A 24,110-nucleotide genomic window follows, 5' to 3' on the forward strand; every position below is an offset into this window, starting at 1 on the left:
ATGATGGCTCAAATGACAGTACAAATCGTTACACCGGATGGTCTGATTTATGACCACCGTGCTGCATTTGTTTCCGTAAAAACGATTGACGGAGAAATGGGGATTTTGCCTCGCCATATCAATACAATTGCTGTTTTGGAAGTGGATCAAGTCAAGGTACGCAGAATCGATGATGACAAGCATATTGACTGGATTGCGGTCAACGGTGGCATCATAGAAATCGCTGATAATGTGATTACCATTATCGCGGACTCAGCTGAGCGTGAGCGTGATATTGATATCAGCCGTGCCGAGCGAGCTAAGCTACGCGCTGAGAAAGAGATCGAAGAAGCCCAAGACAAGCATTTGATTGACCAAGAGCGACGAGCTAAAATCGCCCTCCAGCGTGCCATCAACCGTATTAACGTTGGAACAAGAATGTAATGAAAAAAGAATGGAATTTCCATTCTTTTTTATTGTCCCATACTCCTTTCCGCTCGGAATAGCTCTTCTTATGGTATAATAAAATCTATGATAGAATTAATGTTTCGATTATGCAGTCATCTGCTCTTTATCTTTATGTCTTTTCACCTTTTAGCGACAGTGGTCAGTTGGGAAAAATTTTTAAAAGTAAATGCTGATAATGCCATCAAAATTCGTTTTTTGATTTTATTGCTAAGTATTGCCTTGGGCTACATGGCTAGCCTATTTTTTATCGGTATTTATGACATGAGTCGGGCAATTTTTAATGGAGCTTTATAAGGTCAGATTGTTGATTTTATGATATGATAGTAAGGATGAATTTTTAAGATTTGGAGTAACTAGTTAGTATGGAAAAAATTATTATTCAGGGTGGAAATAACCGTCTGGTTGGCAGAGTTAGGATTGAAGGAGCTAAAAATGCGGTACTGCCGCTGTTGGCAGCAACTGTCTTAGCCAGTGAAGGAAAAACAACTCTTAAAAATGTGCCAGTTCTTTCCGATGTTTTTACCATGAACAATGTTGTTCGCGGCTTGAATACGCAGGTAGACTTTGATCAAGATGAAAATACTGTAGTTGTAGATGCGACTAAACCATTAACCGAAGAGGCTCCTTATAAGTATGTCAGCAAGATGCGGGCTTCGATTGTTGTATTGGGTCCCATTCTTGCTCGAAATGGGCATGCTAAAGTATCCATGCCGGGCGGTTGTACGATTGGTAGCCGACCTATCGACCTTCATTTGAAGGGTTTGGAGGCAATGGGTGCTCAGATTACGCAGACTGCAGGATACATCGAAGCCAAGGCAGACCGCTTGATGGGGGCGCATATTTACATGGACTTCCCAAGTGTTGGTGCGACACAGAATATTATGATGGCAGCGACTTTAGCTCAAGGTACCACTGTTATTGAAAATGCTGCTCGAGAACCTGAAATTGTCGACTTAGCCTTACTATTAAATAAAATGGGTGCTAAGGTCAGAGGGGCAGGAACGGAGAATATAACAATCATCGGTGTTGAAAAACTTCATGGAGCTGAGCATAATGTCGTGCAAGACCGTATCGAAGCTGGTACATTTATGGTTGCCGCTGCCATGACGGGTGGTGATTTGCTGATTGAGGATGCGATTTGGGAACACAATCGTCCGCTTTTATCAAAAATGCAAGAAATGGGGGTGGAAGTGACTGAAGAAGACGAAGGAATTCGCGTCCGCTCAGATGTTTCAAAGTTAAAAGCTGTTTCTGTCAAAACCTTGCCTTATCCAGGTTTCCCAACCGATATGCAGGCTCAGTTTACTGCCTTGATGGCGATAGCTCAAGGAGAGTCTGTCATGGTTGAGACGGTCTTTGAAAACCGCTTCCAGCACTTAGAAGAGATGCGACGGATGGGCCTTCATTCCGACATTATGCGGGATACCGCTCGGATTTGGGGTGGTAGTAGCCTGCAAGGAGCAGAAGTCATGTCGACAGATCTTCGGGCTAGTGCGACCTTGATTTTGATGGGCTTGATTGCTGAAGGGGAAACAAAGGTTAGCAAGTTAGTTCATTTGGATCGTGGCTACTATAAATTTCATGAAAAGCTGGCAGCTCTTGGTGCCAACGTCAAACGCGTAAAGGAAGAAGATGATGAGTGAAAATTGGAAATACTTATCTAGACAGCTAGGCATCGTTGCCTTGGTGCTGATAGTTGCTTTTATCATTTTTTGTCTTGGTCTGGTCATCGGATATGGTGTGATTGGAAATGCAGATAATCCTTGGTCTATCTTATCACCAAATACCTGGAAAGAGCTTATTTCTAAGTTTACTGGTCAATGATCTGCCGAGAGTGTTCGTTAATTTACCGACTGTGCAGAATATTTGCACAGTCCTTTTAAATGGATAGGGAAATATGCCAAAAAGAAAGAAATTACAAAAAAAGAGCACTAAATCTACTCAGACTATAGCTGGGCTTCTGGTTGCTCTGACTTTATCACTGGGAGCCTACTTTTTTGGAAATGGCACTCAGTCACCAGCAGTAAATACATCGTCAGTCATTAGTCAAAATAGGGATACCAGTACACCTGATCAAACACTGGCTGAGAGTGTTCTCACTGATTCAGTGCGTTCACAACTTGGTGGAAAAATCGAGTGGAATGGAGCTGGAGCTTTCATCATCGATGGGAATAAAACGAACTTAAATACCAAAGTGTCGAGTGCGCCTTATGCAGATAATAAAACGAAGATTGTTCAGGGGCAGACGGTTCCAACAGTCGCCAATGCCTTGCTTGCCAAATCGACCCGCCAGTATAAATCACGGGAAGAAACGGGAAATGGTTCCACTTCTTGGGTTCCTGCTGGTTGGCACCAAGTAAAACATCTATCAGGTGACTACAACCATGCAGTGGATCGCGGGCATCTCTTGGCTTACTCGCTGATTGGTGGTTTAAAGGGATTCGACGCCTCTACTAGCAATCCAGCCAATATCGCAGTCCAGACAGCTTGGGCCAATCAGGCCAATAAAGACAACTCGACGGGGCAGAATTACTATGAAACTCAGATTCGTCGTGCCTTGGATCAGAATAAGCGAGTCCGTTATCGTGTCACTTTGATCTATGCTTCGGAAAATGATCTGGTGCCATCTGGCTCGCATTTAGAAGCCAAGTCCAGCGATGGAAGTTTGGAATTCAATGTTTTTGTCCCAAATGTCCAGTCAGGAATTGTCCTTGATTATCGTACTGGCAAAGTGACCCTTAGATAAATGTGGTTCACATAATATGATTTATTTGAAGTCAGCAGCTAAGCTGGCTTTCATGTCTTCAATAGACTTCCCGGCGCCTTAAGAGGTGCCGATTTTGCTTTGTATTGAAATGAGCATAAACTAAAAGCAAAAAATACCGTGCAAACCTTTTCACCGTTAAAAAAATCTGCTATAATAAGAGGGAGAACGAATACAGAGGAGAATATCATGTCAAAAAAAATTATTGGGATTGACCTTGGTGGTACATCTATCAAATTTGCAATTTTAACGCAAGAGGGTGAAATCCAAGAAAAATGGTCTATTAAAACTAATATTTTGGATGAAGGAAGCCATATTGTAGACGATATGATTGAGTCTATCCAGCATCGATTGGGGCTCCTAAATCTATCAGCTGAGGACTTTGTCGGAATTGGCATGGGATCACCGGGTGTGGTTGACCGTGAGAAAGGGACTGTTATCGGTGCTTATAACCTGAACTGGAAGACCCTTCAACCGGTAAAAGAGAAAATCGAAAAAGCGACAGGCATTCCATTCTTCATTGATAATGATGCCAACGTAGCTGCGCTTGGTGAGCGTTGGATGGGTGCTGGTGAAAACCAACCAGACGTTGTCTTTATGACGCTTGGTACAGGTGTTGGTGGCGGTATCGTTGCGGAAGGTAAGCTGCTCCACGGTGTGGCAGGTGCGGCAGGCGAGCTGGGCCACATTACTGTTGATTTCGATCAACCAATCGCATGTACTTGTGGTAAAAAAGGCTGTCTTGAGACAGTTGCCTCAGCAACAGGGATTGTCAACTTGACTCGTCGTTACGCTGATGAATATGAAGGCGACGCAACTTTGAAACGCTTGATTGATGACGGAGAAGAAGTAACTGCTAAAACTGTATTTGATTTGGCAAAAGAAGGCGACGACCTTGCTTTGATTGTTTACCGTAACTTCTCACGTTACTTGGGAATTGCTTGTGCCAATATCGGTTCAACTCTTAATCCATCAACGATCGTTATTGGTGGTGGAGTGTCAGCAGCAGGAGAGTTCCTACTTGAGGGTGTTCGTAAAGTTTATGAAGAGAATACTTTCCCACAAGTACGCACCTCAACTAAATTGGCGCTGGCTACACTTGGAAATGATGCTGGCGTAATTGGAGCAGCTTCGCTGGTACTTCAATAGTTCTAACTACTTCCTCTCTTAGCATAGCTATAAGGAGGGCTAAAAATGAAGAGAAAAGTTGCATATTTTCTAATATTATTTCCCATTTTTCTTTTGATCTTATCCGCTTGCAAATCAAAGACAGAGGGTTTTCTGACCATATTGGATAGTCAGAATCAGCAAGTTTATCAGACAAATAATACCAAAACTTTGGATGAATTTGCAGACATTCTGGATAAGGTCGAATCTGAGGAAGATAATGAAGATGCCTGGGTTGATTTACCTGATGATGCAGAGGTTAATTATATCTACGATATTAGTGGGAGAAAGGGAGAAAGTGGTGTCAAATTTACGACCTACAAAAACTACCCCTATGTCACTCTTTCAAATATTCCTGCTGTGTCAGATATTACCTTGAGATTATCAGAAAAGGATGCGAATAAGCTCAATCATCCAGATGAATGGGTCAAATAAAGTTTTCTCCTGCTAAACTTGGCAGGAGAATTTTTATGGAAAATTTGCTATACTAGAAAAAGCTTACTGAACGAAGGAGAAATCATGACGTTAGCAGATACGATTTTCAAAGAGAATATTAAAAAAATTATGGAGCAAGGTGTTTTTTCTGAGAATGCCCGTCCGCGCTACAAGGATGGAAATGTGGCCAACTCTAAATATATCACTGGTTCTTTCGCAGAATACGATTTGAGCAAGGGCGAGTTCCCAATAACGACTCTGCGCCCTATTGCCATCAAGTCCGCTATCAAGGAAGTTCTTTGGATCTATCAAGACCAGTCTAATAGCTTGGAATTGCTCAACGACAAGTATCATGTTCACTACTGGAATGATTGGGAAGTTGGCGATACGGGTACTATTGGCCAGCGCTACGGAGCTGTTGTCAAGAAGCATGATATTATCCATAAAATTCTCCAACAGCTGGAAGCCAATCCTTGGAACCGTCGCAATATCATCTCTCTCTGGGATTATGAAGCTTTTGAAGAAACAGATGGCTTGCTTCCATGTGCTTTTCAAACCATGTTTGACGTTCGTCGTGTGGATGGGGAGATTTATCTGGATGCGACTCTGACCCAGCGCTCAAATGATATGCTGGTGGCTCACCATATCAATGCTATGCAATATGTGGCTCTGCAGATGATGATTGCCAAGCATTTCGGCTGGAAGGTCGGCAAGTTCTTTTACTTTATCAATAACTTGCACATCTATGACAATCAGTTCGAGCAGGCAGAGGAACTCTTACGCCGAGAACCTAGCGACTGTCAACCTCGGCTCCTTTTAAATGTGCCAGATGGGACCAATTTCTTTGATATCAAAGCAGAAGATTTTGAGTTATTAGATTATGATCCGGTCAAACCTCAACTCAAGTTTGATTTGGCGATTTGATTGTATTTTTCCTACTGAATGATAGTCAGTAGGTTTTTTAATTTTCAAGAGCAAATGATTGAAATATATTTTGTAAGTGCTATAATGACAATAGATATATGTGTTTCGCTAGTGCCTATCTCGGAGGTATTGATATGGAAGCAATTTTTTTAACACATAGAAGCAGGAGAAAACTCTTTAGTCTGAGCATTTGTTCATTTTTGCTTGGCTTATCGGTTTCTGTGACACCGATGGCTATTGTGGGTGCGGATGAAGTCCAGCAGGCAGAGTCCCAACTTGAGCAAATAGCAGATTCTTCAGTGGAAGAAGATGACTTTCTGCAGCTTGTAGACCAAGGTTCGGATGGGGCAAATCAGGGAAAGAAATCCTATACGATTGATTTGCTTTGTCATGGAAAAGGCCCTAAAAACAAAGGGACCGAGCAAAGCAATACTGAGGATTCAACTGAAGGCAAGTCAGTCAAAAGAGAGGGGTGCGATATTGATCCCTTAGCGGATAAAAAAGAGGCTGCCACTGCTGAGCCTAAGAAGGCAGACTCAACGCTCTTGAATGTCTCCCTGATTGGCCTTGTAGCTGCTGTTGTAGGATTTGTCTTTGTCAAAAAGATGAAGAAAGGGTGATTTACCTAGCAAACGAATAGTCGATAATCTTTTTGGTTATCGATTTTTTATCTGAATCAGCTGGCAAAAATAATAGATAGAAGTGATAGTCCAAACAAGTCTTTTTTAATAAATTTTGATAGAATAGAAATATCAATGCGAAGGATAGAGAAATGACAAAAAAGATTGCGGCGATTTGGGCACAGGATCAAAATGGTTTGATTGGCAAAGACCAAAGCTTGCCATGGCATTTACCAGCAGAGTTGAAGCATTTCAAAGAAATCACGACTGGACATGCAATTCTAATGGGGCGGGTGACTTTTGATGGCATGCATCGACGCGTGTTGCCAAATAGAAAAACTCTGATTTTGACACGCGATAGGGATTATCAGATTGAGGATGAGCGTGTTTTGGTATTTCATGATCTTTCAGCGGTGTTGAAATGGTACCAAGAGCAAGAGAAGAATCTCTATATTATCGGTGGCGGCCAAATCTTTTCTTTATTTGAGCATGAATTGGATGAGGTGATTAAGACAGAAATCCATGCTAGCTTAGAAGGTGATACTTATTTCCCAGCAGACTTTGATTTGACACAGTTCGAGGAAGTAAGCAGTCGCTTTCGTCCAAAAGATGAAAAAAATGAGTATGATTTCACCGTAAAAATCCTCAAAAGAAAGGGTTCATAGGAATGGAAAGAAGTGTTTTTGGTTTTTTTACGGCCTTTTTATGTGCAATTTGTTTGATCTGTTCGCTTCAGACTTTTCGTAAAAAACGTTATGGATTGGCTATTTTATTTTTGTTAAATGCTTTTACAAATCTTGTTAATTCCATCCATGCTTTTTATATGACCCTCTTTTAAAATGTAAATAAAAATTGAATTAGAAATTTAGAATGGGAGTAAACAATGCCTACAAATCGTAATAATGAGATGATGGTATATTGTTCTTTCTGTGGAAAGAATCAGGACGAAGTCCAAAAAATTATTGCGGGCAACAATGCCTTTATCTGTAATGAATGTGTCGAGTTGGCGCAGGAGATTATCCGAGAAGAATTAGCTGAGGAAGTTTTAGCTGATCTTTCTGAAGTACCAAAACCGCAAGAATTGCTTAATATTTTGAACCACTATGTGATTGGTCAAGATCGGGCTAAGCGGGCTTTGGCAGTTGCCGTCTACAATCACTATAAGCGGATTAATTTTCATGACAGTCGCGAAGAGGATGATGTGGAGCTACAAAAATCCAACATCCTCATGATTGGTCCAACTGGATCTGGGAAAACATTCCTGGCTCAGACTTTGGCGCGCAGCCTCAATGTTCCTTTTGCTATCGCAGATGCTACTGCTTTGACTGAGGCTGGCTATGTTGGTGAAGATGTAGAAAATATCCTGCTCAAGCTTTTACAGGCAGCAGACTTTAATATTGAACGGGCAGAACGCGGCATCATTTATGTGGATGAAATTGACAAGATTGCTAAGAAGAGCGAAAATGTTTCTATCACACGTGATGTTTCAGGTGAGGGTGTTCAGCAAGCCTTGCTGAAGATTATTGAAGGAACAGTTGCCAGCGTGCCTCCTCAAGGTGGTCGTAAGCATCCACAGCAAGAAATGATTCAGGTTGATACCAAGAACATTCTCTTTATCGTTGGTGGTGCTTTTGACGGTATTGAAGAGATTGTCAAGCAACGTCTTGGTGAGAAGATTATCGGTTTCGGTCAAAATAATAAGGCAATTGACGAGGGTGCATCTTATATGCAGGCCATTGTCGCTGACGATATTCAAAAATTTGGAATTATTCCTGAGTTGATTGGTCGTTTGCCAGTTTTTGCAGCTCTAGAACAGTTGACAGTTGATGACTTGGTTCGCATTTTGAGTGAACCGAGAAATGCACTAGTGAAGCAATACCAAACCTTGCTTTCTTATGATGATGTTGAGCTTGAATTTGACGAGGAAGCCCTGCAAGCCATTGCGAGAAAAGCCATCGAACGTAAGACAGGTGCGCGTGGACTTCGCTCAATTATTGAAGAAACCATGATGGATGTCATGTTTGAAGTGCCAAGTCAGGAAAATGTTAAGCTGGTTCGTATCACGAAGGAAGCAGTGGATGGCACAGACAAGCCAATCTTAGAAACTGCCTAGGGGAAGCTTATGGAAATCAATACACATAATGCTGAGATTTTACTGAGCGCAGCCAATAAATCGCATTACCCGCAGGATGATATCCCAGAAATCGCCTTGGCGGGTCGCTCCAATGTTGGTAAATCTAGTTTTATCAATACTCTGCTCAATCGTAAAAATCTAGCACGAACTTCAGGCAAGCCTGGTAAAACGCAACTGTTGAATTTTTTCAATATCGATGACAAGCTCCGTTTTGTGGACGTTCCTGGCTATGGTTATGCCAAGGTTTCGAAAACAGAGCGAGCTAAATGGGGCAAAATGATTGAGGAATACTTGACCAGTCGGGACAATCTGCGAGCGGTCGTGAGTTTAGTAGACTTACGCCATGATCCTAGTGCGGATGATGTGCAGATGTATGAATTCCTCAAATACTATGAAATTCCAGTTATTGTTGTGGCTACCAAGGCTGATAAAATTCCACGCGGTAAGTGGAATAAGCATGAAAGTGCCATTAAGAAAAAGCTGGACTTTGACAAAACTGATGATTTTATCATCTTTTCTTCAGCTGATAAAACTGGTCTTGATCAAGCCTGGGATGCGATTTTAGGCAAGATCTAGATGTTAGATTTTATCGGAATGATAGTTGAACTTTCAGAGTTTAAGATCATAGCCTGATTCCGTATGGGTTGGAGTCAGGTTATTTTCATTGTCAGTTCAGCCTGTATATCTTTATGATAAGGCTCATTATGCAAGTCGAACGAGGCAGGTTTGAATGGAACAATCGTGGCTTGTGAAACTTATATTTGTGGAAGATCTAAAAAATGTCATATACTTGTAATTTATTGCTAATGTTATTTTGCTTTTAGTATGTTACAATAGTAGAACAAATATTGTATTTAGGAGAAAGACTGTGAAGAAGAGAATTTCAAAAGAAAGAAAAAAACTTTTGATAGGTTTGGCAGTAATGGCCTCAACCATTGTCTTTGGTCTGGCTTTGTCAAAGCAAATCAAGCCAGCAAGTGCAAATGATGCTGTTCAGCAACCATTGAACCAAACAGAATATTTCATTTCACAAATCAGTGAGCCGGCTCGCCAGTTGGCTCAGGATAATGATCTATATGCTTCTGTGATGATTGCACAAGCTATTTTAGAGAGTGGTTCTGGCCAGTCTGGTCTATCAGGCTATCCTCACTATAATTTGTTCGGGATTAAAGGAGCTTATGCTGGTCAGTCAGCGACGATGGAGACCTTGGAAGAAGATGGTCAGGGCAATACTTACGCAATCAATGATCAATTCCGCTCTTACTCAAGTTATGTTGAGTCACTTCAGGATTATGTCTACGTATTAAGACAAAGTCACTTTGCGGGGGCTTGGAAGAGCAATGCACCGACTTATCAAGATGCGACAGCTGCCTTGACAGGTGTATATGCAACGGATAGTCATTACTATGCAAAATTGAACTATCTGATTGAAGCATACAATCTGACTCAGTTTGATTCGCCTAGCTATCAGACAGGAGCGTCTAATATGGTTTACAATCCTTACCGTGGACAGTACACGACTCAAGATGTTCTGGAAACAGACCAAGCATGGGCATCACATAACTAGATAAGAAAAAAGAGATTGTAATAATCTCTTTTTTGCGTTTTACTAATGAAATAGACGATCATTTCAAATAAGCAGACTTATTTATCTTTAGCAAAACTGACTAAGCTGTTATTTTAGAAAAAGCTTGAGGAGCAAGAATGGGAGCATTTAAAGACTTACTTGAAAAGCAAGACATAATAATTCTAGATGGTGCTTTGGGGACAGAGTTGGAGAGGCGGGGGTATGATGTTTCTGGTCGGCTTTGGTCAGCCAAGTACTTGCTTGAGAATCCTCAGATTATCCAAGACCTGCATGAGGACTATGTTCGGGCTGGAAGTTACATCATCACCACTTCCAGTTACCAGGCCAGCATTCCAGCTTTTGTCGAAGAAGGATTGAGTTTAGATAAGGCTCATGAAATCTTCAAAGAGACGGTCTTTTTAGCACAGGCAGCTGTTAAAAATGTCTGGCAGGTATTATCGCTAGATGAGCAGAAGCAGCGCTCTTATCCTTTGACAGCTGGATCGGTCGGGCCATATGCTGCTTATCTGGCTGATGGTTCGGAGTATACAGGAGCCTATCACTTGAGTGAGGAGGAATTTAAAGACTTTCATCGTCCGCGGATACAAGCCTTGCTGGATGCGGGTTGTGATTTATTGGCACTTGAAACGATTCCTAACGGAGCAGAAACCGAGGCGCTTGTTCATTTACTATCAGAAGAATTTCCGCAGGTGGAAGCCTATTTATCTTTTACTGCTCAAACGGCATCAGCAATTTCGGACGGAACCTTAATAGAAGAAGTTGGGCGCTTGGCTCAGTCGAGTCCACAAGTATTGGCTGTCGGTTTTAACTGCACAGCTCCACATTTGATTGCTCCTTTATTAGAAAAGTTAAAACAGGTGTGCGATAAGCCCTTACTAGCCTATCCAAATTCTGGAGAGGTCTATAATGTGGCGACAAATACTTGGCAGGACAATCCTGAGCAGCAGCTCTGTTTAACTGATTACAGTCAGCTTTGGAAGAAGCAGGGCGTTCAGCTTTTTGGCGGTTGCTGTCGAACTCGGCCAGAAGATATAAGGCAGCTAGCAGGCGAATTAAGAACTTGAATATAGCATTCCAAGTTCAAATTTAGAAAAAAACTTACAGAAAACGCTTTCGAAAAATAAAAGTTTGTGATATACTGTACATAGTTTAACTTAGAGGAGAATTATTATGGTCGAATCGACATTTATTCCAAAAATAGAAGCAGCTTGCCGTAAGAAAGAAGGCTTGTTCGACACAAGTAAAGGGAAGTATGCTGTTCGCTCTATCTTTGCGGGGGCCTTTCTGACTTTCAGTACAGGAGCAGGAGCCATTGCGGCAGACCTGACAAATAAGATTGTCCCAGGAACGGGTCGTTTTCTCTTCCCTTTTATCTTTGCTTGGGGATTGGCCTACATCGTCTTTCTGAATGCTGAGCTGGTGACTTCCAACATGATGTTTTTGACAGCTGGCACTTTCTTGAAGAAGATTGACTGGAAAAAAGCATTGATTATTTTGTTCTATTGTACTTTCTTTAACTTGATTGGGGCTCTGATTGCTGGGTGGCTCTTTGCTAATTCGGCGGCTTATGCGGGACTTAGCAAGGAAAGTTTCATTGCTGGTGTTGTGCAGATGAAGCTTGCCCGTTCAAATGAACTTATTTTACTTGAGGGAATACTCGCCAATGTATTTGTTAATATTGCGATTCTTTCCTTCGTCTTGGTGAAAGATAGTACAGCCAAGCTTTTCTTGGTTATTTCAGCCATTTATATGTTTGTCTTCTTAACCAACGAACACTTGGCAGCCAACTTTGCTTCTTTTGCTATCGTTAAGTTTAGCTCAGCTGCATCAGAGGTGGCAAATTTTGGTATTGGAAATATCCTGCGCCACTGGGCTGTGACCTTCGTAGGGAACTTGATTGGTGGTGGTCTCCTGATCGGTCTGCCATACGCTTGGTTCAATAAAAAAGAAGAACATTATGTGGATTAAAATGTAGCCCTAGGGCTACATTTTTTTGAAGAAGTGACGCTCTGATTTCCGTCTAGATCTGCCTAAATTGACAAACATATAAAATTTTGTTAAACTTTATTAATATTTTTATATTTAAGGAGATCTTGATGAATAAACTTACTATTCAAGCACCAGATGGTAGCAATGTTAAAACTTTGTCACCAATGTACTCTATTACAACCTTGCTATTTAACTTTTTCGTTCCGCTCTTTCGTAAAGACTGGAAATACTTTGGGATCATGCTTGGATCACTGTTTGTATTTGCTGTGATTGCAACGCTTCTTATCCCAGATGATTTCTTGAGACCTGTAGGAACTGCCTACAACTTGTTTTGGGCCTTTTTCTATAATCGTCTTTGGATAAAAGACCGAGTTTTCACTGATGGCTGGGTGCCTGCTGACGATGCTAGTAAAGCCTTGCTTGACAAGACTTTTTCTAAAAATGCATAAAAAAGTAAAAAGATTGCACAAAAAGCTTGCAATCTTTTTTTTCTTTTGCTATAATTATCCATGGTTTGAAAAAACTGCCTAAGACAGTAGGGGAGCTCGACTCATAAAAATCCTACCGAGGACAAAACGTATCATGTAAAAGAAGCGTATTGTACTTTCGTGTCTAGGTTTGGGCGCGTTTTTCTTTTAGAAAGATTCCCCAAGCAAAATAATTACGGAGGTGAAACACTAAATGAGTGAAGCAATTATTGCTAAAAAAGCAGAATTAGTTGACGTAGTAGCTGAGAAAATGAAAGCTGCTGCATCAATCGTTGTTGTGGACGCTCGTGGTTTGACAGTTGAGCAAGATACTGTTCTTCGTCGTGAGCTTCGTGGAAGCGAAGTTGAGTACAAAGTAATTAAAAACTCAATCTTACGTCGTGCAGCTGAAAAAGCTGGTCTTGAAGATCTTGCATCAGTATTTGTTGGACCATCTGCAGTAGCATTTTCTAACGAAGATGTTATCGCACCAGCGAAAATCTTGAACGATTTTGCTAAGAATGCAGAAGCACTTGAAATCAAAGGTGGTGCTATTGAAGGCGCTGTCGCATCAAAAGAAGAGATTCTTGCACTTGCAACTCTTCCAAACCGCGAAGGGCTTCTTTCTATGCTCCTTTCTGTACTTCAAGCGCCAGTTCGCAACGTTGCACTTGCTGTCAAAGCAGTTGCAGACAACAAAGAAGACGCAGCTTAATCTTAAGCTACGCAGCGTAGCCTAGCTACAAAAAAATTATTATAAAAATAAAAACTTATTTGGAGGAAATAACAATGGCATTGAACATTGAAAACATTATTGCTGAAATTAAAGAAGCTTCAATCCTTGAATTGAACGACCTTGTAAAAGCTATCGAAGAAGAATTTGGTGTAACTGCAGCTGCTCCTGTAGCTGTTGCTGCAGCTGGTGCTGCTGACGCTGGTGCTGCTAAAGATTCATTTGACGTTGAATTGACAGCTGCTGGTGACAAAAAAGTTGGCGTTATCAAAGTTGTACGTGAAATCACAGGTCTTGGACTTAAAGAAGCTAAAGAACTTGTTGATGGTGCACCAGGTGTCATCAAAGAAGGCGTTCCAACTGCAGAAGCTGAAGAAATCAAAGCTAAATTGGAAGAAGCTGGAGCTTCAGTTACTCTTAAATAAGAGGCATATACCAATTAGAATTCGGAATACTATAGTATCAGCCTTTTAGAATCGTGAACACATTTTAGAAACTGATAAATTAATTTAGTTTCCTGCCAAAAACCCTACCAAAAATTAATTTGGCAGGGTTTTTCTTTTTAATAAAAATATTTTGGAGAACAGTTGAATATTGTTCTCCTTTTTTTATTTTCTGGAGGGAAAATGACAAAAGAATTACAATCATCACGCTATATCGTCATTTCATTTTTAGTACGTGAAATGGGAATTGACATTGTTGAAGCCATCTCTCTTATGGCTGAATTAGAAAAAAGTGGCTTGGTTCGCTTGGAATCAAATGGCGATTTAATACTCAAAGAACTTGGAGGAGAGCTATGAAACGAATTACCGCAAATCAATACCAAACTTCAGAACGGTATTATAAATTACCTAAAATTCTTTTTGAGGATGAGAAATATATGGATATGAAACTAGAAGTAAAGGTGGCTTATTCTATTTTAAAAGATCGTTTAGAATTATCTCTCAGTCGTGGTTGGATAGATGAAGAAGGCGCGGTCTATTTAGTATTTTCTAATTCTAAACTGATGAGGCTGTTAGGTTGTTCGAAGTCAAAATTACTGTCCATCAAAAAAACTCTTAAAGAATATGACTTAATTGATGAAGTTCAACAGTCTTCAAGTGAGAAAGGAAGACTAGCTAATAAGATTTATTTAGGGGAATTATCTTCTACCCCAGTAGGTAATTCAAACAGGCCTAGTGTTAAAAAAAGACTAGGGCAGGTTGAAAATCAAACGGCCCCCGTCTCACATTCAGCCCCTAGTGAGACTGAAGTTAGTGAGACTAAATATAGTGAGACTGATTCTTTATTTATTGAGGATGAGGAGGATAGGAATACTCAACCTATCTTGAAAAGAAAAGTAGAAAAGGTCACAAAATATGATCGAGATTATATTTGGGGATTGGTACAAGATCAATTTAGACGCGAAGGTTTTTCTGAAACAGCCAGTGAAATTGCTATGACTGATTTTGAGAAAATCTATCAGTATGCTCTAGATAATGTCCGCTTTGTTAGACGTGCGGAAGTGCTTGCTGAATTTGTGTTTAACGGCTTGTATTCTGTTTGGAATAACCGTGTTAGAAAAGGAGGTGGTTAAATGTCGCCAATCGAGTGGATATTAGTTATGCTCATTTTCATTTCAAGTGGTTTGACTCTTTGGACATTAATAGTCGATCAGAAAGGGGTAATCAAGAAATGAAATTTATTGATTTATTTTCAGGTATCGGTGGTTTTCGACTAGGAATGGAAAGTGTCGGACACGAGTGTATTGGATTTTGTGAGATTGATAAATTTGCTAGAGAATCTTATAAATCCATTTTTCAAACGGAAGGAGAAATAGAATTTCATGACATACGAAATGTTTCAGATGATGAATTTAAAAAACTTAGAGGGAAAGTCGATATCATCTGTGGGGGATTCCCTTGTCAAGCATTTTCAATCGCAGGAAGACGATTGGGATTTGAAGATACTAGAGGAACTTTGTTCTTTGAAATTGCTCGGGCGGCCAAACAAATCCAACCACGTTTTCTTTTTCTTGAAAATGTTAAAGGCCTACTCAATCACGATAATGGACGGACGTTCACCACAATCCTTACCACACTTGATGAGTTGGGGTTTGATGTTGAGTGGCAGGTGCTTAACAGTAAGGATTTTGGCGTTCCCCAAAACAGAGAGAGGGTGTTTATTATCGGACATTCTAGAAAGAAAGGTACCAGACTCTTATTTCCTTTCAGACGAGAAGGTCAAGCAACTAACTCTGAGATTTTAAAAACATTAGGAAATTTGAATCCATCAAAAAGTGGAATGAGCGGTAAAGTTTATTATTCAGAAGGTCTTGCGCCAACCTTAGTTCGTGGGAAAGGAGAAGGATTTAAGATTGCGATTCCTTGTATGACACCAGACAGATTAGACAAGAGACAAAATGGTAGACGCTTTAAGGAAAATCAAGAGCCGATGTTTACTTTAAATACTCAGGATCGTCATGGCATTGTCGTTGTTGGAGATTTACCCACTAGCTTTAAGGAGACCGGTCGCGTCTATGGAAGTGAGGGCTTATCTCCAACACTGACTACGATGCAAGGAGGAGATAAAATTCCCAAAATACTGATTCCAGAACCAATCCAATTTTTAAAAGTCAGGGAAGCAACTAAAAAAGGATACGCTCAAGCAGAGATTGGAGATTCAATCAATTTGGAAAGACCAAGTTCTCAGTATCGGCGTGGTAGAGTTGGAAAAGGTATAGCGAATACGTTAACAACTAGTGGTCAAATGGGAGTAGTAGTGGGTAGCTATGAAGGAGAAGATAAACAAGTTTATCATGTAGCTGGTGTCTTGATAGATGGACAATTTTACCATCTGAGGATACGACGAATCACTCCTAAAGAGTGTTTTCGCTTGCAGGGCTTTCCTGATTGGGCTTTTGAAGCTGCGAGAAAAGTCTCTAGTAATAGTCAGCTCTATAAACAAGCTGGTAATAGTGTAACCGTTCCTGTGATTGCCGCGATCGCAAAGAAATTAAAAGAAATAGAGGAAAAAGATGAAAGCATTAAATAAAGAATCAATACTAGATTGTGATGAATTAGAAACAGAATTACATGATGCAGAAATCAAACAGCTGGATGAACAATTATTTTTGATGCCCAATTATCCATGTGAGTTTGAAGTAACATTTTTAGATGATTACCATAAAAAACACAACTACCCACTATTTTACGAGTCCTATCTTCAAAACGTTATGGAATTCCTTGAAAGTCAAGACATAAAGAATGGGGTTGATGCCTTTGTAGATGATAATCAGAATCTTGTTTTTGTTTTATATGGACAAGGCTATCGAGCCGAGGGAAAAGAAGGAATACTTACAACCCAAGTAACTGTAAAAGCTTATGATGAAGACAAGAAATCGATTAACTTCTCAAATTCATTAGATTCCTTAATCGTCTCAGAATATCAAATGGAACCGAATCTTTGGGAGGTCTCCCATGATTGATCTCTATCTAAGTAAAAATAGCCAAAGAAATCAACTTCTTTTGGATTTCTTTCAAAAGTATGGCATCGAGGTGTCTTGTCATTCGATTTCTGAAATGACAAAGGATAAATTAATTGAGATGATGAGCTATTCTTCAGATTGTTTTGAGTTTCTATCTCCCAATTTATTACGATTTAAGAACCGTGACAATCTAAGATTAACGGATTTCATTGAAATGATATTAAAAAATCCTGAACTATGCATCAGGCTTCCTCTTGCGGTTTCAAATAAGATAGTTTATCCAAATCTGAATTTGGAAGAGGCTAGAGCTCTATTGCCAAGAGATACGAAACAATTGATTTACATGGCACAAACACATTATTTATCTAGTTAAAGGAGAAGCAATATGGCTGAACGATTTTGGGAGAACTTGTCCATTATTTTGGCTGAAAGAAATATTAGCTGGATTGAGTTAACCAGAAAAATGTTTGCGGGAGAGTTTCACTATCCAAGTGAATTGAATCGTTTGTATCAAAAAATACGCCACTACAAGATGGAACAACGAATGCCTCAAAGTCCATGGGTAGAAAGGATTGTGCAGGTATTAGATTTAGATTATGAAGATTTATTTCGGAGGTAACTATGAAAAGAATAATTCCAGTTTATATATTCCAACAAGTAAATGTCTTATTGGTATCCCTATACTTACTGAAATTGCTTTGTATTGGTGAGTTAACCATACTACAGATTCTCTATTGTGCGTCGCTCATTTCTTTTTTATGGATGTATGGCCAACGAAAACAAGTGGTCAAGGTCAATATGAAAACTAGGATGAAATGGCTTGGTATTGGATTCGTTAGCCTACTGATTATAAGCCTATGTTTTAGTCTGATTCATGCTCAAGGAACCACGAATCAAGCAAACTTAATTGGCCTTCAACATCAGGTTCCTTGGTTTTCATTTTTATTGTTCTTAATCAATGCGAGTATGGTTGAAGAATTTCTGTATCGAGAAATTTTATGGAACCTGGTCAGAAAATTAGATATTCGAGTTGCTTTGACAAGTGTTTTATTTGCCTTAGTACATCATCCAGGAACCATTCTAGCTTGGTGTTTATATGTTTCACTTGGGATCTTTTTAGGGATGGTGCGCTATAAATCGGACTTATGGGGAAGTATGGGTCTACATTTGGTGTGGAACCTACTAGTTTATAGTTTGCTGCTTTTTATATAAAACAAAGTATAAATTTCTAATTATCTTTTTATATTTTCTTAAATGCTCGTAAAGCCTTATTCTATGTGCTTTCGAGTATTTTTACTGTAGGAAGATACTTCACGTTTCTTTGCATATTTCCTCATGTCTTAGCTGTCAGAAGTGGTAAATAAGTAGTAAATTCATTTGTACTACTAAGCAACAAGACGCTCCTGTTGCTTCTCTTTATTCAAGCGTTTCATTTCTGCCATTGCAGAATCGAATGTTGCATGTGCGTAATAGTTCAGCGTCATGGCTATATTAGCATGTCCCATAATGTACTGTAATGCCTTTGGATTCATTCCTGCATTTGCATAGTTGGTACAGAATGTATGTCGCAAACTATGTGGAGTGATGTGTGGCAATTTATCCTCGTTATACTTATTGTATTTCTTAACAAGACCTTTCATCATGCCGTTGTAATCACTTGCCACTTTTGGATAGTTCTTTCTATTAAGAAAGAGGAAATCACTATATCCATCAATCTCAACACGCTTATCATTCTTTCGATTCGCTAACACTCGCTTAAATGCTTGATAGGCTTCTTCAACCATAGGAACTTGACGTTCGCCACTTTTGGTCTTTGGTGTTTCAATGTAGTACCCAATTTCAGTATCTCTCAATAGCTGATGGTCTATATTGACAAGACGATTCTCAAAATCTAAATCTGGAAGTGTCAAACCACCAAACTCTGAAATACGAAGACCTGTTTTTAAGAGTATCAGAATTTCATCATAATTTTTGCTGTAGGTTTTATCAGCTTTTGCAAAGGCTAACAGTTTTTCTTCCTGTTCTTCTGTTAGTACGGTCTTAGGGACAGTATCATCATCAAGAACTGCTTTCAGTTGAAAGTCAAATGGATTCTTCCGAACACAATCATCTTGTATAGCAATATAGAATGAAGCCTTTAAAGAACGTTTGTAGTTATTGATGGTTTGATAAGCATAACCATTTTCACTCATTCTAATAGCCCATTCTTTAGCGTCTGATGGCTTAATACTGTCAATACTTCTTACACCTAACTTGTCTTTCTTCAAAATATCCATAAGATATTTGCGTCCAGTTTCAGTGTTTTTTCTAACCTTTGGTCTTTGAGCGTTCTGTTTTGCGTAAAGCTGGCAGAGTGTCATTTTCTTTCCTACAACATCAATACCATCATGAATGTCTTTCTGTAACTCTGCGATTTTCTCTCTAAGTGAGATACAATCACGCTTTCCTGCTGGTACTCGGTCTGTAGCCACAAGTTTCCACGAGTAAACAAATTGCGGTTCTCCAAATGAATCTATATATTTGTATAAGTATCTTCCGTCTTTTCGTTGGCTCTCTCCAGTCTTTAAGATTCGACCTTTATTGTCACGTCTTTTTTCTGACATGGCATTTGCTCCTTTCCTTTATGGAAAGAGCCTTGATACGACTTAATACTATTTTATCATATACAAGACCCTTTGGCGACGCTAGATTGCGTCCAATGTATCTATAATTTTTTCAAATTGTTTTCGTTTAATCTGAATACGATTGCCATTCATAATCAGCCAATTTGCATTTTTATTTTCCTCTGCCAAGCGTCGTAGCTTGTTTTCGCCAATACGAAAATATTTTGACGCTTCTTCAATGGTTAGGGTATAACGTTCCCAAATAGGAATGTCAGTCTGCTTCATAAAATCCTCCTTTCCAAATCACTTATTTGGATTTCATAAAAGTTGTTTTACCAGCAATCGAACAGCTTTAGCAAAGCTCACGGGAGTTCCACCCCTGCATGGTTCTCATGTAGCCATACTCATTGCCTGCGACGGTTTTATCACGCTCGGACTATTGACTGTATGGGAGTATCATTATCACGATAAGAATGTCGTTGCAGGCAATCCTGCTAAAGATTGCTTCTCGGATCACTAACATGAATCGCTCGCTATCTTTATAAGATAGGTCATGGCGGTTAGTTCCGTTGGCTCTTTTCTTATCGAAACGTATTCGATTACTTTTATTCAGTTTTCAAAGAACAATGGCTCGTTAGCCTATCAAAACACATTGAAAGCTCAATATGCTTTGGTGGAATAACAAACCTCCCTGTTCGGGAAGCGTGGAATGGTTTAGCACGCTTCCACGAAAGGAGAGAGGATATTACTTAATTTCAAATGACAAAATCTTTGTAATCAGTCTGGTTTCCATTCTTCCACGTAAGACTTCATCAACGACCATACTTTGATTGCCATATTCATCTTTCATAAGTCGTAGGGAACGCTTCGTTATGTACCCTCTGTAATGATGTAGAATCTGGTTAATCGCTTCGGTATCGCCATCTGTTGCCTTTACAATGAGAGGAAAGGGAATCATAGGATATTGTGTTTTCATTCTTCAAATTCCTCCATAAACTTTTTAATTAAGGCTAGTCCACTGGTTCTATGCCGATAGACAGTAGAACGGTTCAATTTCAACAGGTCTGCAATTTCTGAATCGCTCATGTCCATAAAGTAAAACAGCAGTAGAATTTCACGTTTCTTGTCTGGCAACTCACGTAATGCTTCACTCAACAAATCATTTTCAACGCCTACTGATAACCCATTGAGTGTAAAAATCTGAAAGTCAGTTGAATAGTTATCTGTTGTCGCAAACTGGCTAACAAGATAATCGCCAACATCCGAAAAGGACACCTCACGCTTTGCAATCCTTGAAAGATAAAGCATATAATTCTTTCGCTCGTCTTCCATAGCACGTTTACAGATATAGTCAAACTGATTTTCTATTGTGGTCTGAAAAGAAGATGGTTTCATGTTTCTCACCCCCTTTCTGTCTAGGAAAGGAAGTGAGCCTTGCTCGTTTATCTCCTTTCACTCTTAGTCCCAATGTGAAAGGGGGATTTGTTGCATTACTGATAAATAAACTTTGTAAAAAAGTTCTGAATAGCCAAAAAAGCATATAAACAGATTTATTTCTCTGTTTACATGCTTCTGTTATTCTATCTATATGATTTATAAAACCACATTGGTGGACGTACTTATCTATTGCAGATAGACGACTTTTTTTGACAAGAACCCAATGTAAGGAAATTTATTGTATATGATGTACTTCATGGCGACGTTGACCTCCAACAAACCGCCATTTGGAAGTAATATACAATATTTTAACAGCGTAAATAGCACTACCATATAACGGTTTTTTTATTGGCGTTTAGTAGTGCTTTTTATTAAATATAAACCTATAAACCATATAACACGTTTTTCTATACCTGTTTTTAATTCAGTAGGAACAATAAAATGTATAGAGGTGGTCTACTATGCGTAAAAAAGAAGATAAATATGATTTTAGAGCCTTTGGTTTAGCCATTAAAGAAGCTCGATTGAAACGAGGTTTAACTCGTGAACAAGTGGGAGCATTGATTGAAATTGACCCACGGTACTTAACTAATATTGAAAATAAAGGGCAACACCCCAGCATACAAGTTCTTTATGACCTTGTATCGTTACTTCATGTTTCCGTTGATGAATTTTTCTTACCTGCTAATAACTTGGTAAAAAGCACCCGACGATTACAGATAGAGAAATACATGGATAGCTTTACAGACAAAGAACTATCCTTAATGGAATCTTTAGCCAGCGGTATCAACGAAGCAAGAAACATCGAAGACTAATTAAAAGAATCCATACATAACGGAAAGAGCCGATAAAATGAGATTGTATTAATCTCATTTTATCGGCTCTGCGTCTTTGCGTCTGGCTCTGTAATCACAGTTACTTTGAACTGCTTTATTTCAATTAAATTTTCTTGTCTGCATTTCGGACAATAGAGGGGGAATTTTTTTAATTCAGTATCTTCCCTTATCTTTAATCGTGTTTTATTTCCACATACAGGACACAATATCCACTTGTAGTTTATAATAACTATCTCCTCCTTTACACTTTAATTCAAATCTTTATTAAAAAATATTTCATCTTATTTAACAAGAAACCATATTTATATAACAACATAAAATACACTAAGTTATTTTATTGAACATATATCGTACTTTATCTATCCGACTATTTGGACGACGGGGCTGGCAAACAGGTTCACCGGTAGTAACATGGTACCCTTTTAACTCTGTTAAACAAACACTACGTCCATTTGTAAAGAAAGTTAAATCACTACGATATTCTTGAATACACCGAGCAGGGATTTCTCCACTAAGAATGACCTCATTATTTTTCAATTGAGTGTCTACGATGTTCGCACAATATTTAGGAGCATCGTTGTATGCTCGTGAAAGATATTCCTGTGGCGCATAAATTTTAAAACTAAGATATGGCTCTAACAATTCTGTTCCAGCTTTTTTTAAGACTTGTTCCAATACAATAGGAGCAAGCATCCGAAAATCTGCTGGGGTACTAACAGGGCTATAGTATAAGCCATACTTAAAACAGATTTTACAGTCCGTCACATTCCAACCATACAATCCTTGTTCACAGCCATAGCGTATCCCCTCCATAACTGCATTTTGAAACGATTGATTTAAGTATCCAAGAGAAACCGAGCTCTCATACTGTACTCCGCTCCCTAATGGAAGCTGTGCTACAGATAGACCAATGGAAGCCCAGAAAGGATTCGGTGGAACTTCGATGTGAATGGTATACTCTGCTTTTTTTAACGGTCTTTCCATATAAATGACTGTAGGCTCTTTTATTTCTATCTCCACATGATACTTTTCTTGCAGCAGAGCACAAGTCACTTCCATTTGTACTTTCCCTAAGAAAGAAAGTATGATTTCATGTGTCGCAGAATCCACATAATATCGCAGAAGCGGGTCACTGTCGGAGATTTCTAAAAGTGCATCAAGTAACATTTCCCTTTGTTGAGGTTTGCTCGGTTCAACAGTCGTTTGCAGCAGAGGGAGGGGATTTTCAATTCTCTCTCTCTGTGGCAATAGCTTTGTATCTCCAAGAACACTATTTAACTTCAAAAACTCATTCTGCAAAATAACAATTTCCCCGGAATAAGCCTTATCGATTTTACATAATTCACCATTTATTGAAGTATACATTTCTGTAATTTTTATTTTTTCCTTTTCCGATATTCTAACCGAATCTCGCAAATGCAGTACGCCACTATAAAGACGTATATATGCAAGACGCTGTCTTTTTTCCGAATACTCAATTTTGAAAACTTTTCCGCAAAGTTCAGACTGACCTCGATGTGTTGATGAATAAAATTTATTCGTAATCACTTCTATAAGGTTATCAATCCCTATATTGTTTTTTGCACTTCCGTGATAAACAGGGAACAGAGAACAATTCTGAAATCTTATGCTTTCCTCTTGTTCGAGTTCCAATGCTTCTAATGATTTACCGGACATATATTTCTCTAAAAGGTCATCGTTTCCCTCTATTACCGTATCCCATTGTTCAGATTCGGTAAAGTTCGTCACACACATATTAGGATACAGTTCTACCTTCTGTTTGATTACAATTTCGGCAGAAAGTTTCTCTTTAATATCCTGATAAACCGTTGATAAATCAATTCCATTTTGGTCAATCTTATTGATAAAAAAGATTGTGGGAATCCCCATTTTCCTAAGTGCATGAAATAATATACGAGTTTGTGCTTGTACGCCATCTTTTGCAGAAATCAGTAGAATTGCCCCATCTAAAACTGATAATGAACGATATACTTCTGCTAAGAAATCCATATGTCCTGGCGTGTCTATGATGTTCACCTTCGTATTTTCCCACTGAAAAGAGGTTATTCCTGTCTGAATTGTAATTCCTCTCTGACGTTCTAAAAGCGTATTATCCGTCCTCGTTGTACCTTTGTCCACGCTTCCTAATTCTGTAATCGCTCCACTGTTATATAATAAGCTTTCTGTTAAGGTAGTTTTTCCTGCATCAACATGAGCTAAAACTCCAATATTAATAATTTTCATGTGATTTTCCTCCATTCAAAAACCCAAAAGGGCATAAAAATCCCAGTGATAAATACTTTTATCACTGGGATTTTTATGCATAACCATAGGCATACAAAGCATACAGATATTCTCCGGATACTTTAGAATCACATGATAAAGGTATTCTTAAACTGGGTACAAAAAACTAAGCCCTCCTAAAAAAGGACATCCAATTATTTGTTCCCACTATCAAATTGACAGTTTATTTAAGAATACCTTGCCGCATATTTATTAA

At 39.1% G+C, this 24,110-nt stretch carries 33 protein-coding genes, 1 pseudogene and 1 other annotated feature; of the genes and pseudogenes, 27 read left to right on the forward strand and 7 right to left on the reverse strand.

Annotated features, from left to right (window positions below):
• The 25 genes from FZ954_RS01220 (at nt 1) to FZ954_RS01350 (ending at nt 17,946) form a co-directional block, all read left to right on the forward strand.
• Nucleotides 1-423 (forward strand): F0F1 ATP synthase subunit epsilon, encoded by a 423-nt coding sequence (locus FZ954_RS01220; protein ID WP_005589741.1) that lies wholly within the window; start codon nt 1-3, stop codon nt 421-423.
• A gap of 87 nt (nt 424-510) precedes the next feature.
• Nucleotides 511-741 (forward strand): DUF1146 family protein, encoded by a 231-nt coding sequence (locus tag FZ954_RS01225; protein WP_148876411.1) that lies wholly within the window; start codon nt 511-513, stop codon nt 739-741.
• Between the two features lie 68 nt (nt 742-809).
• Nucleotides 810-2,090 carry a UDP-N-acetylglucosamine 1-carboxyvinyltransferase gene (gene murA / locus FZ954_RS01230; RefSeq protein ID WP_061423045.1) on the forward strand — a complete coding sequence of 427 codons (1,281 nt, stop codon included), beginning with the start codon at nt 810-812 and terminating at the stop codon, nt 2,088-2,090.
• On the forward strand, nt 2,083-2,271 hold the full coding sequence (locus FZ954_RS01235; RefSeq protein ID WP_148876414.1) for a DNA-directed RNA polymerase subunit beta: 189 nt from the start codon (nt 2,083-2,085) through the stop codon (nt 2,269-2,271). The genes murA and FZ954_RS01235 overlap by 8 nt, the downstream gene beginning before the upstream one ends.
• 73 nt (nt 2,272-2,344) lie before the next feature.
• Nucleotides 2,345-3,193 (forward strand): DNA/RNA non-specific endonuclease, encoded by an 849-nt coding sequence (locus FZ954_RS01240; RefSeq protein WP_148876417.1) that lies wholly within the window; start codon nt 2,345-2,347, stop codon nt 3,191-3,193.
• Between the two features lie 207 nt (nt 3,194-3,400).
• A complete protein-coding gene (locus FZ954_RS01245; protein ID WP_148876420.1) occupies nt 3,401-4,360 on the forward strand; it encodes an ROK family glucokinase in 960 nt (319 codons plus the stop codon).
• Nucleotides 4,361-4,405: 45 nt separating this feature from the next.
• Entirely contained in the window at nt 4,406-4,813 is a 408-nt protein-coding gene (locus tag FZ954_RS01250; RefSeq protein ID WP_148876422.1) for a hypothetical protein, read from the forward strand.
• An 84-nt stretch (nt 4,814-4,897) separates the two neighbouring features.
• Entirely contained in the window at nt 4,898-5,737 is an 840-nt protein-coding gene (locus FZ954_RS01255; RefSeq protein ID WP_148876424.1) for a thymidylate synthase, read from the forward strand.
• A 134-nt stretch (nt 5,738-5,871) separates the two neighbouring features.
• On the forward strand, nt 5,872-6,357 hold the full coding sequence (locus tag FZ954_RS01260; protein ID WP_148876426.1) for a hypothetical protein: 486 nt from the start codon (nt 5,872-5,874) through the stop codon (nt 6,355-6,357).
• Between the two features lie 152 nt (nt 6,358-6,509).
• Nucleotides 6,510-7,022 carry a dihydrofolate reductase gene (locus tag FZ954_RS01265; RefSeq protein ID WP_148876428.1) on the forward strand — a complete coding sequence of 171 codons (513 nt, stop codon included), beginning with the start codon at nt 6,510-6,512 and terminating at the stop codon, nt 7,020-7,022.
• Nucleotides 7,023-7,240: 218 nt separating this feature from the next.
• Nucleotides 7,241-8,470, forward strand: a complete 1,230-nt coding sequence (gene clpX / locus FZ954_RS01275; protein ID WP_005589758.1) for an ATP-dependent Clp protease ATP-binding subunit ClpX — start codon at nt 7,241-7,243, stop codon at nt 8,468-8,470.
• 9 nt (nt 8,471-8,479) lie between these two features.
• Nucleotides 8,480-9,067 (forward strand): ribosome biogenesis GTP-binding protein YihA/YsxC, encoded by a 588-nt coding sequence (yihA, locus tag FZ954_RS01280; RefSeq protein WP_148876431.1) that lies wholly within the window; start codon nt 8,480-8,482, stop codon nt 9,065-9,067.
• Nucleotides 9,068-9,359: 292 nt separating this feature from the next.
• Nucleotides 9,360-10,058 carry a glucosaminidase domain-containing protein gene (locus tag FZ954_RS01285; protein ID WP_125404634.1) on the forward strand — a complete coding sequence of 233 codons (699 nt, stop codon included), beginning with the start codon at nt 9,360-9,362 and terminating at the stop codon, nt 10,056-10,058.
• 137 nt (nt 10,059-10,195) lie between these two features.
• Nucleotides 10,196-11,143 (forward strand): homocysteine S-methyltransferase, encoded by a 948-nt coding sequence (gene mmuM / locus FZ954_RS01290; protein ID WP_148876433.1) that lies wholly within the window; start codon nt 10,196-10,198, stop codon nt 11,141-11,143.
• Nucleotides 11,144-11,249: 106 nt separating this feature from the next.
• Nucleotides 11,250-12,047 carry a formate/nitrite transporter family protein gene (locus FZ954_RS01295; protein WP_015604704.1) on the forward strand — a complete coding sequence of 266 codons (798 nt, stop codon included), beginning with the start codon at nt 11,250-11,252 and terminating at the stop codon, nt 12,045-12,047.
• 128 nt (nt 12,048-12,175) lie between these two features.
• Nucleotides 12,176-12,517 (forward strand): hypothetical protein, encoded by a 342-nt coding sequence (locus tag FZ954_RS01300; RefSeq protein WP_148876436.1) that lies wholly within the window; start codon nt 12,176-12,178, stop codon nt 12,515-12,517.
• A gap of 59 nt (nt 12,518-12,576) precedes the next feature.
• Nucleotides 12,577-12,711 (forward strand) — a sequence feature (ribosomal protein L10 leader region).
• A gap of 38 nt (nt 12,712-12,749) precedes the next feature.
• Entirely contained in the window at nt 12,750-13,250 is a 501-nt protein-coding gene (rplJ, locus tag FZ954_RS01310; protein WP_001287273.1) for a 50S ribosomal protein L10, read from the forward strand.
• Between the two features lie 74 nt (nt 13,251-13,324).
• Nucleotides 13,325-13,693 carry a 50S ribosomal protein L7/L12 gene (rplL, locus tag FZ954_RS01315; protein WP_001196964.1) on the forward strand — a complete coding sequence of 123 codons (369 nt, stop codon included), beginning with the start codon at nt 13,325-13,327 and terminating at the stop codon, nt 13,691-13,693.
• Nucleotides 13,694-13,894: 201 nt separating this feature from the next.
• On the forward strand, nt 13,895-14,068 hold the full coding sequence (locus tag FZ954_RS01320; protein WP_000159606.1) for a hypothetical protein: 174 nt from the start codon (nt 13,895-13,897) through the stop codon (nt 14,066-14,068).
• Entirely contained in the window at nt 14,065-14,844 is a 780-nt protein-coding gene (locus FZ954_RS01325; RefSeq protein WP_000822774.1) for a replication initiator protein A, read from the forward strand. The genes FZ954_RS01320 and FZ954_RS01325 overlap by 4 nt, the downstream gene beginning before the upstream one ends.
• 98 nt (nt 14,845-14,942) lie before the next feature.
• Nucleotides 14,943-16,301 (forward strand): DNA (cytosine-5-)-methyltransferase, encoded by a 1,359-nt coding sequence (dcm, locus tag FZ954_RS01330; protein ID WP_042768177.1) that lies wholly within the window; start codon nt 14,943-14,945, stop codon nt 16,299-16,301.
• Complete coding sequence (locus FZ954_RS01335) at nt 16,285-16,734, forward strand: hypothetical protein (RefSeq protein ID WP_000645892.1); 450 nt, start codon at nt 16,285-16,287, stop codon at nt 16,732-16,734. Before dcm ends, FZ954_RS01335 begins: the two co-directional genes overlap by 17 nt.
• Nucleotides 16,727-17,107 (forward strand): hypothetical protein, encoded by a 381-nt coding sequence (locus tag FZ954_RS01340; RefSeq protein ID WP_125413674.1) that lies wholly within the window; start codon nt 16,727-16,729, stop codon nt 17,105-17,107. The genes FZ954_RS01335 and FZ954_RS01340 overlap by 8 nt, the downstream gene beginning before the upstream one ends.
• Nucleotides 17,108-17,119: 12 nt before the next feature.
• Nucleotides 17,120-17,353 (forward strand): hypothetical protein, encoded by a 234-nt coding sequence (locus FZ954_RS01345; RefSeq protein ID WP_000840776.1) that lies wholly within the window; start codon nt 17,120-17,122, stop codon nt 17,351-17,353.
• Nucleotides 17,354-17,355: 2 nt separating this feature from the next.
• Nucleotides 17,356-17,946 carry a CPBP family intramembrane glutamic endopeptidase gene (locus FZ954_RS01350; RefSeq protein ID WP_042768178.1) on the forward strand — a complete coding sequence of 197 codons (591 nt, stop codon included), beginning with the start codon at nt 17,356-17,358 and terminating at the stop codon, nt 17,944-17,946.
• 173 nt (nt 17,947-18,119) lie between these two features.
• Here FZ954_RS01350 and FZ954_RS01355 read toward each other — a convergent pair whose 3' ends face one another.
• Complete coding sequence (locus FZ954_RS01355; RefSeq protein WP_001291561.1) at nt 18,120-19,337, reverse strand: tyrosine-type recombinase/integrase; 1,218 nt, start codon at nt 19,335-19,337, stop codon at nt 18,120-18,122.
• An 81-nt stretch (nt 19,338-19,418) separates the two neighbouring features.
• Nucleotides 19,419-19,622: an excisionase gene (locus tag FZ954_RS01360; protein WP_000814511.1), complete on the reverse strand. Its 204-nt coding sequence runs from the start codon at nt 19,620-19,622 to the stop codon at nt 19,419-19,421.
• Here FZ954_RS01360 and FZ954_RS11860 point away from each other — a divergent pair.
• Nucleotides 19,606-19,857 carry a hypothetical protein gene (locus FZ954_RS11860; RefSeq protein ID WP_001845478.1) on the forward strand — a complete coding sequence of 84 codons (252 nt, stop codon included), beginning with the start codon at nt 19,606-19,608 and terminating at the stop codon, nt 19,855-19,857. The genes FZ954_RS01360 and FZ954_RS11860 overlap by 17 nt on opposite strands.
• 225 nt (nt 19,858-20,082) lie before the next feature.
• Here FZ954_RS11860 and FZ954_RS01370 read toward each other — a convergent pair whose 3' ends face one another.
• Nucleotides 20,083-20,313 carry a helix-turn-helix domain-containing protein gene (locus tag FZ954_RS01370; protein ID WP_000857133.1) on the reverse strand — a complete coding sequence of 77 codons (231 nt, stop codon included), beginning with the start codon at nt 20,311-20,313 and terminating at the stop codon, nt 20,083-20,085.
• Nucleotides 20,310-20,732, reverse strand: coding sequence for a sigma-70 family RNA polymerase sigma factor (locus FZ954_RS01375; protein WP_000804885.1), 423 nt, complete (start codon nt 20,730-20,732; stop codon nt 20,310-20,312). Before FZ954_RS01375 ends, FZ954_RS01370 begins: the two co-directional genes overlap by 4 nt.
• 503 nt (nt 20,733-21,235) lie before the next feature.
• Here FZ954_RS01375 and FZ954_RS01385 point away from each other — a divergent pair.
• On the forward strand, nt 21,236-21,589 hold the full coding sequence (locus FZ954_RS01385; protein WP_001227347.1) for a helix-turn-helix transcriptional regulator: 354 nt from the start codon (nt 21,236-21,238) through the stop codon (nt 21,587-21,589).
• Nucleotides 21,590-21,648: 59 nt separating this feature from the next.
• Here the strand turns inward: FZ954_RS01385 and FZ954_RS01390 are convergent, their stop codons facing one another.
• From FZ954_RS01390 to FZ954_RS12135, 3 genes and pseudogenes are all read right to left on the reverse strand, one after another.
• The gene (locus FZ954_RS01390; protein ID WP_000336323.1) at nt 21,649-21,816 is read right to left on the reverse strand and encodes a cysteine-rich KTR domain-containing protein; all 168 of its coding nucleotides are present in this window, start codon (nt 21,814-21,816) and stop codon (nt 21,649-21,651) included.
• Between the two features lie 118 nt (nt 21,817-21,934).
• Entirely contained in the window at nt 21,935-23,854 is a 1,920-nt protein-coding gene (gene tet(M), locus FZ954_RS01395) for a tetracycline resistance ribosomal protection protein Tet(M) (RefSeq protein WP_000691743.1), read from the reverse strand.
• Between the two features lie 15 nt (nt 23,855-23,869).
• Nucleotides 23,870-23,917: pseudogene (locus FZ954_RS12135) on the reverse strand (hypothetical protein); the annotation flags it as partial.
• Nucleotides 23,918-24,110 lie beyond the last annotated feature (193 nt).

The organism is Streptococcus sp. Marseille-P7375 (assembly GCF_902460365.1).
In the GTDB taxonomy this organism is placed as follows: domain Bacteria; phylum Bacillota; class Bacilli; order Lactobacillales; family Streptococcaceae; genus Streptococcus; species Streptococcus cristatus_I.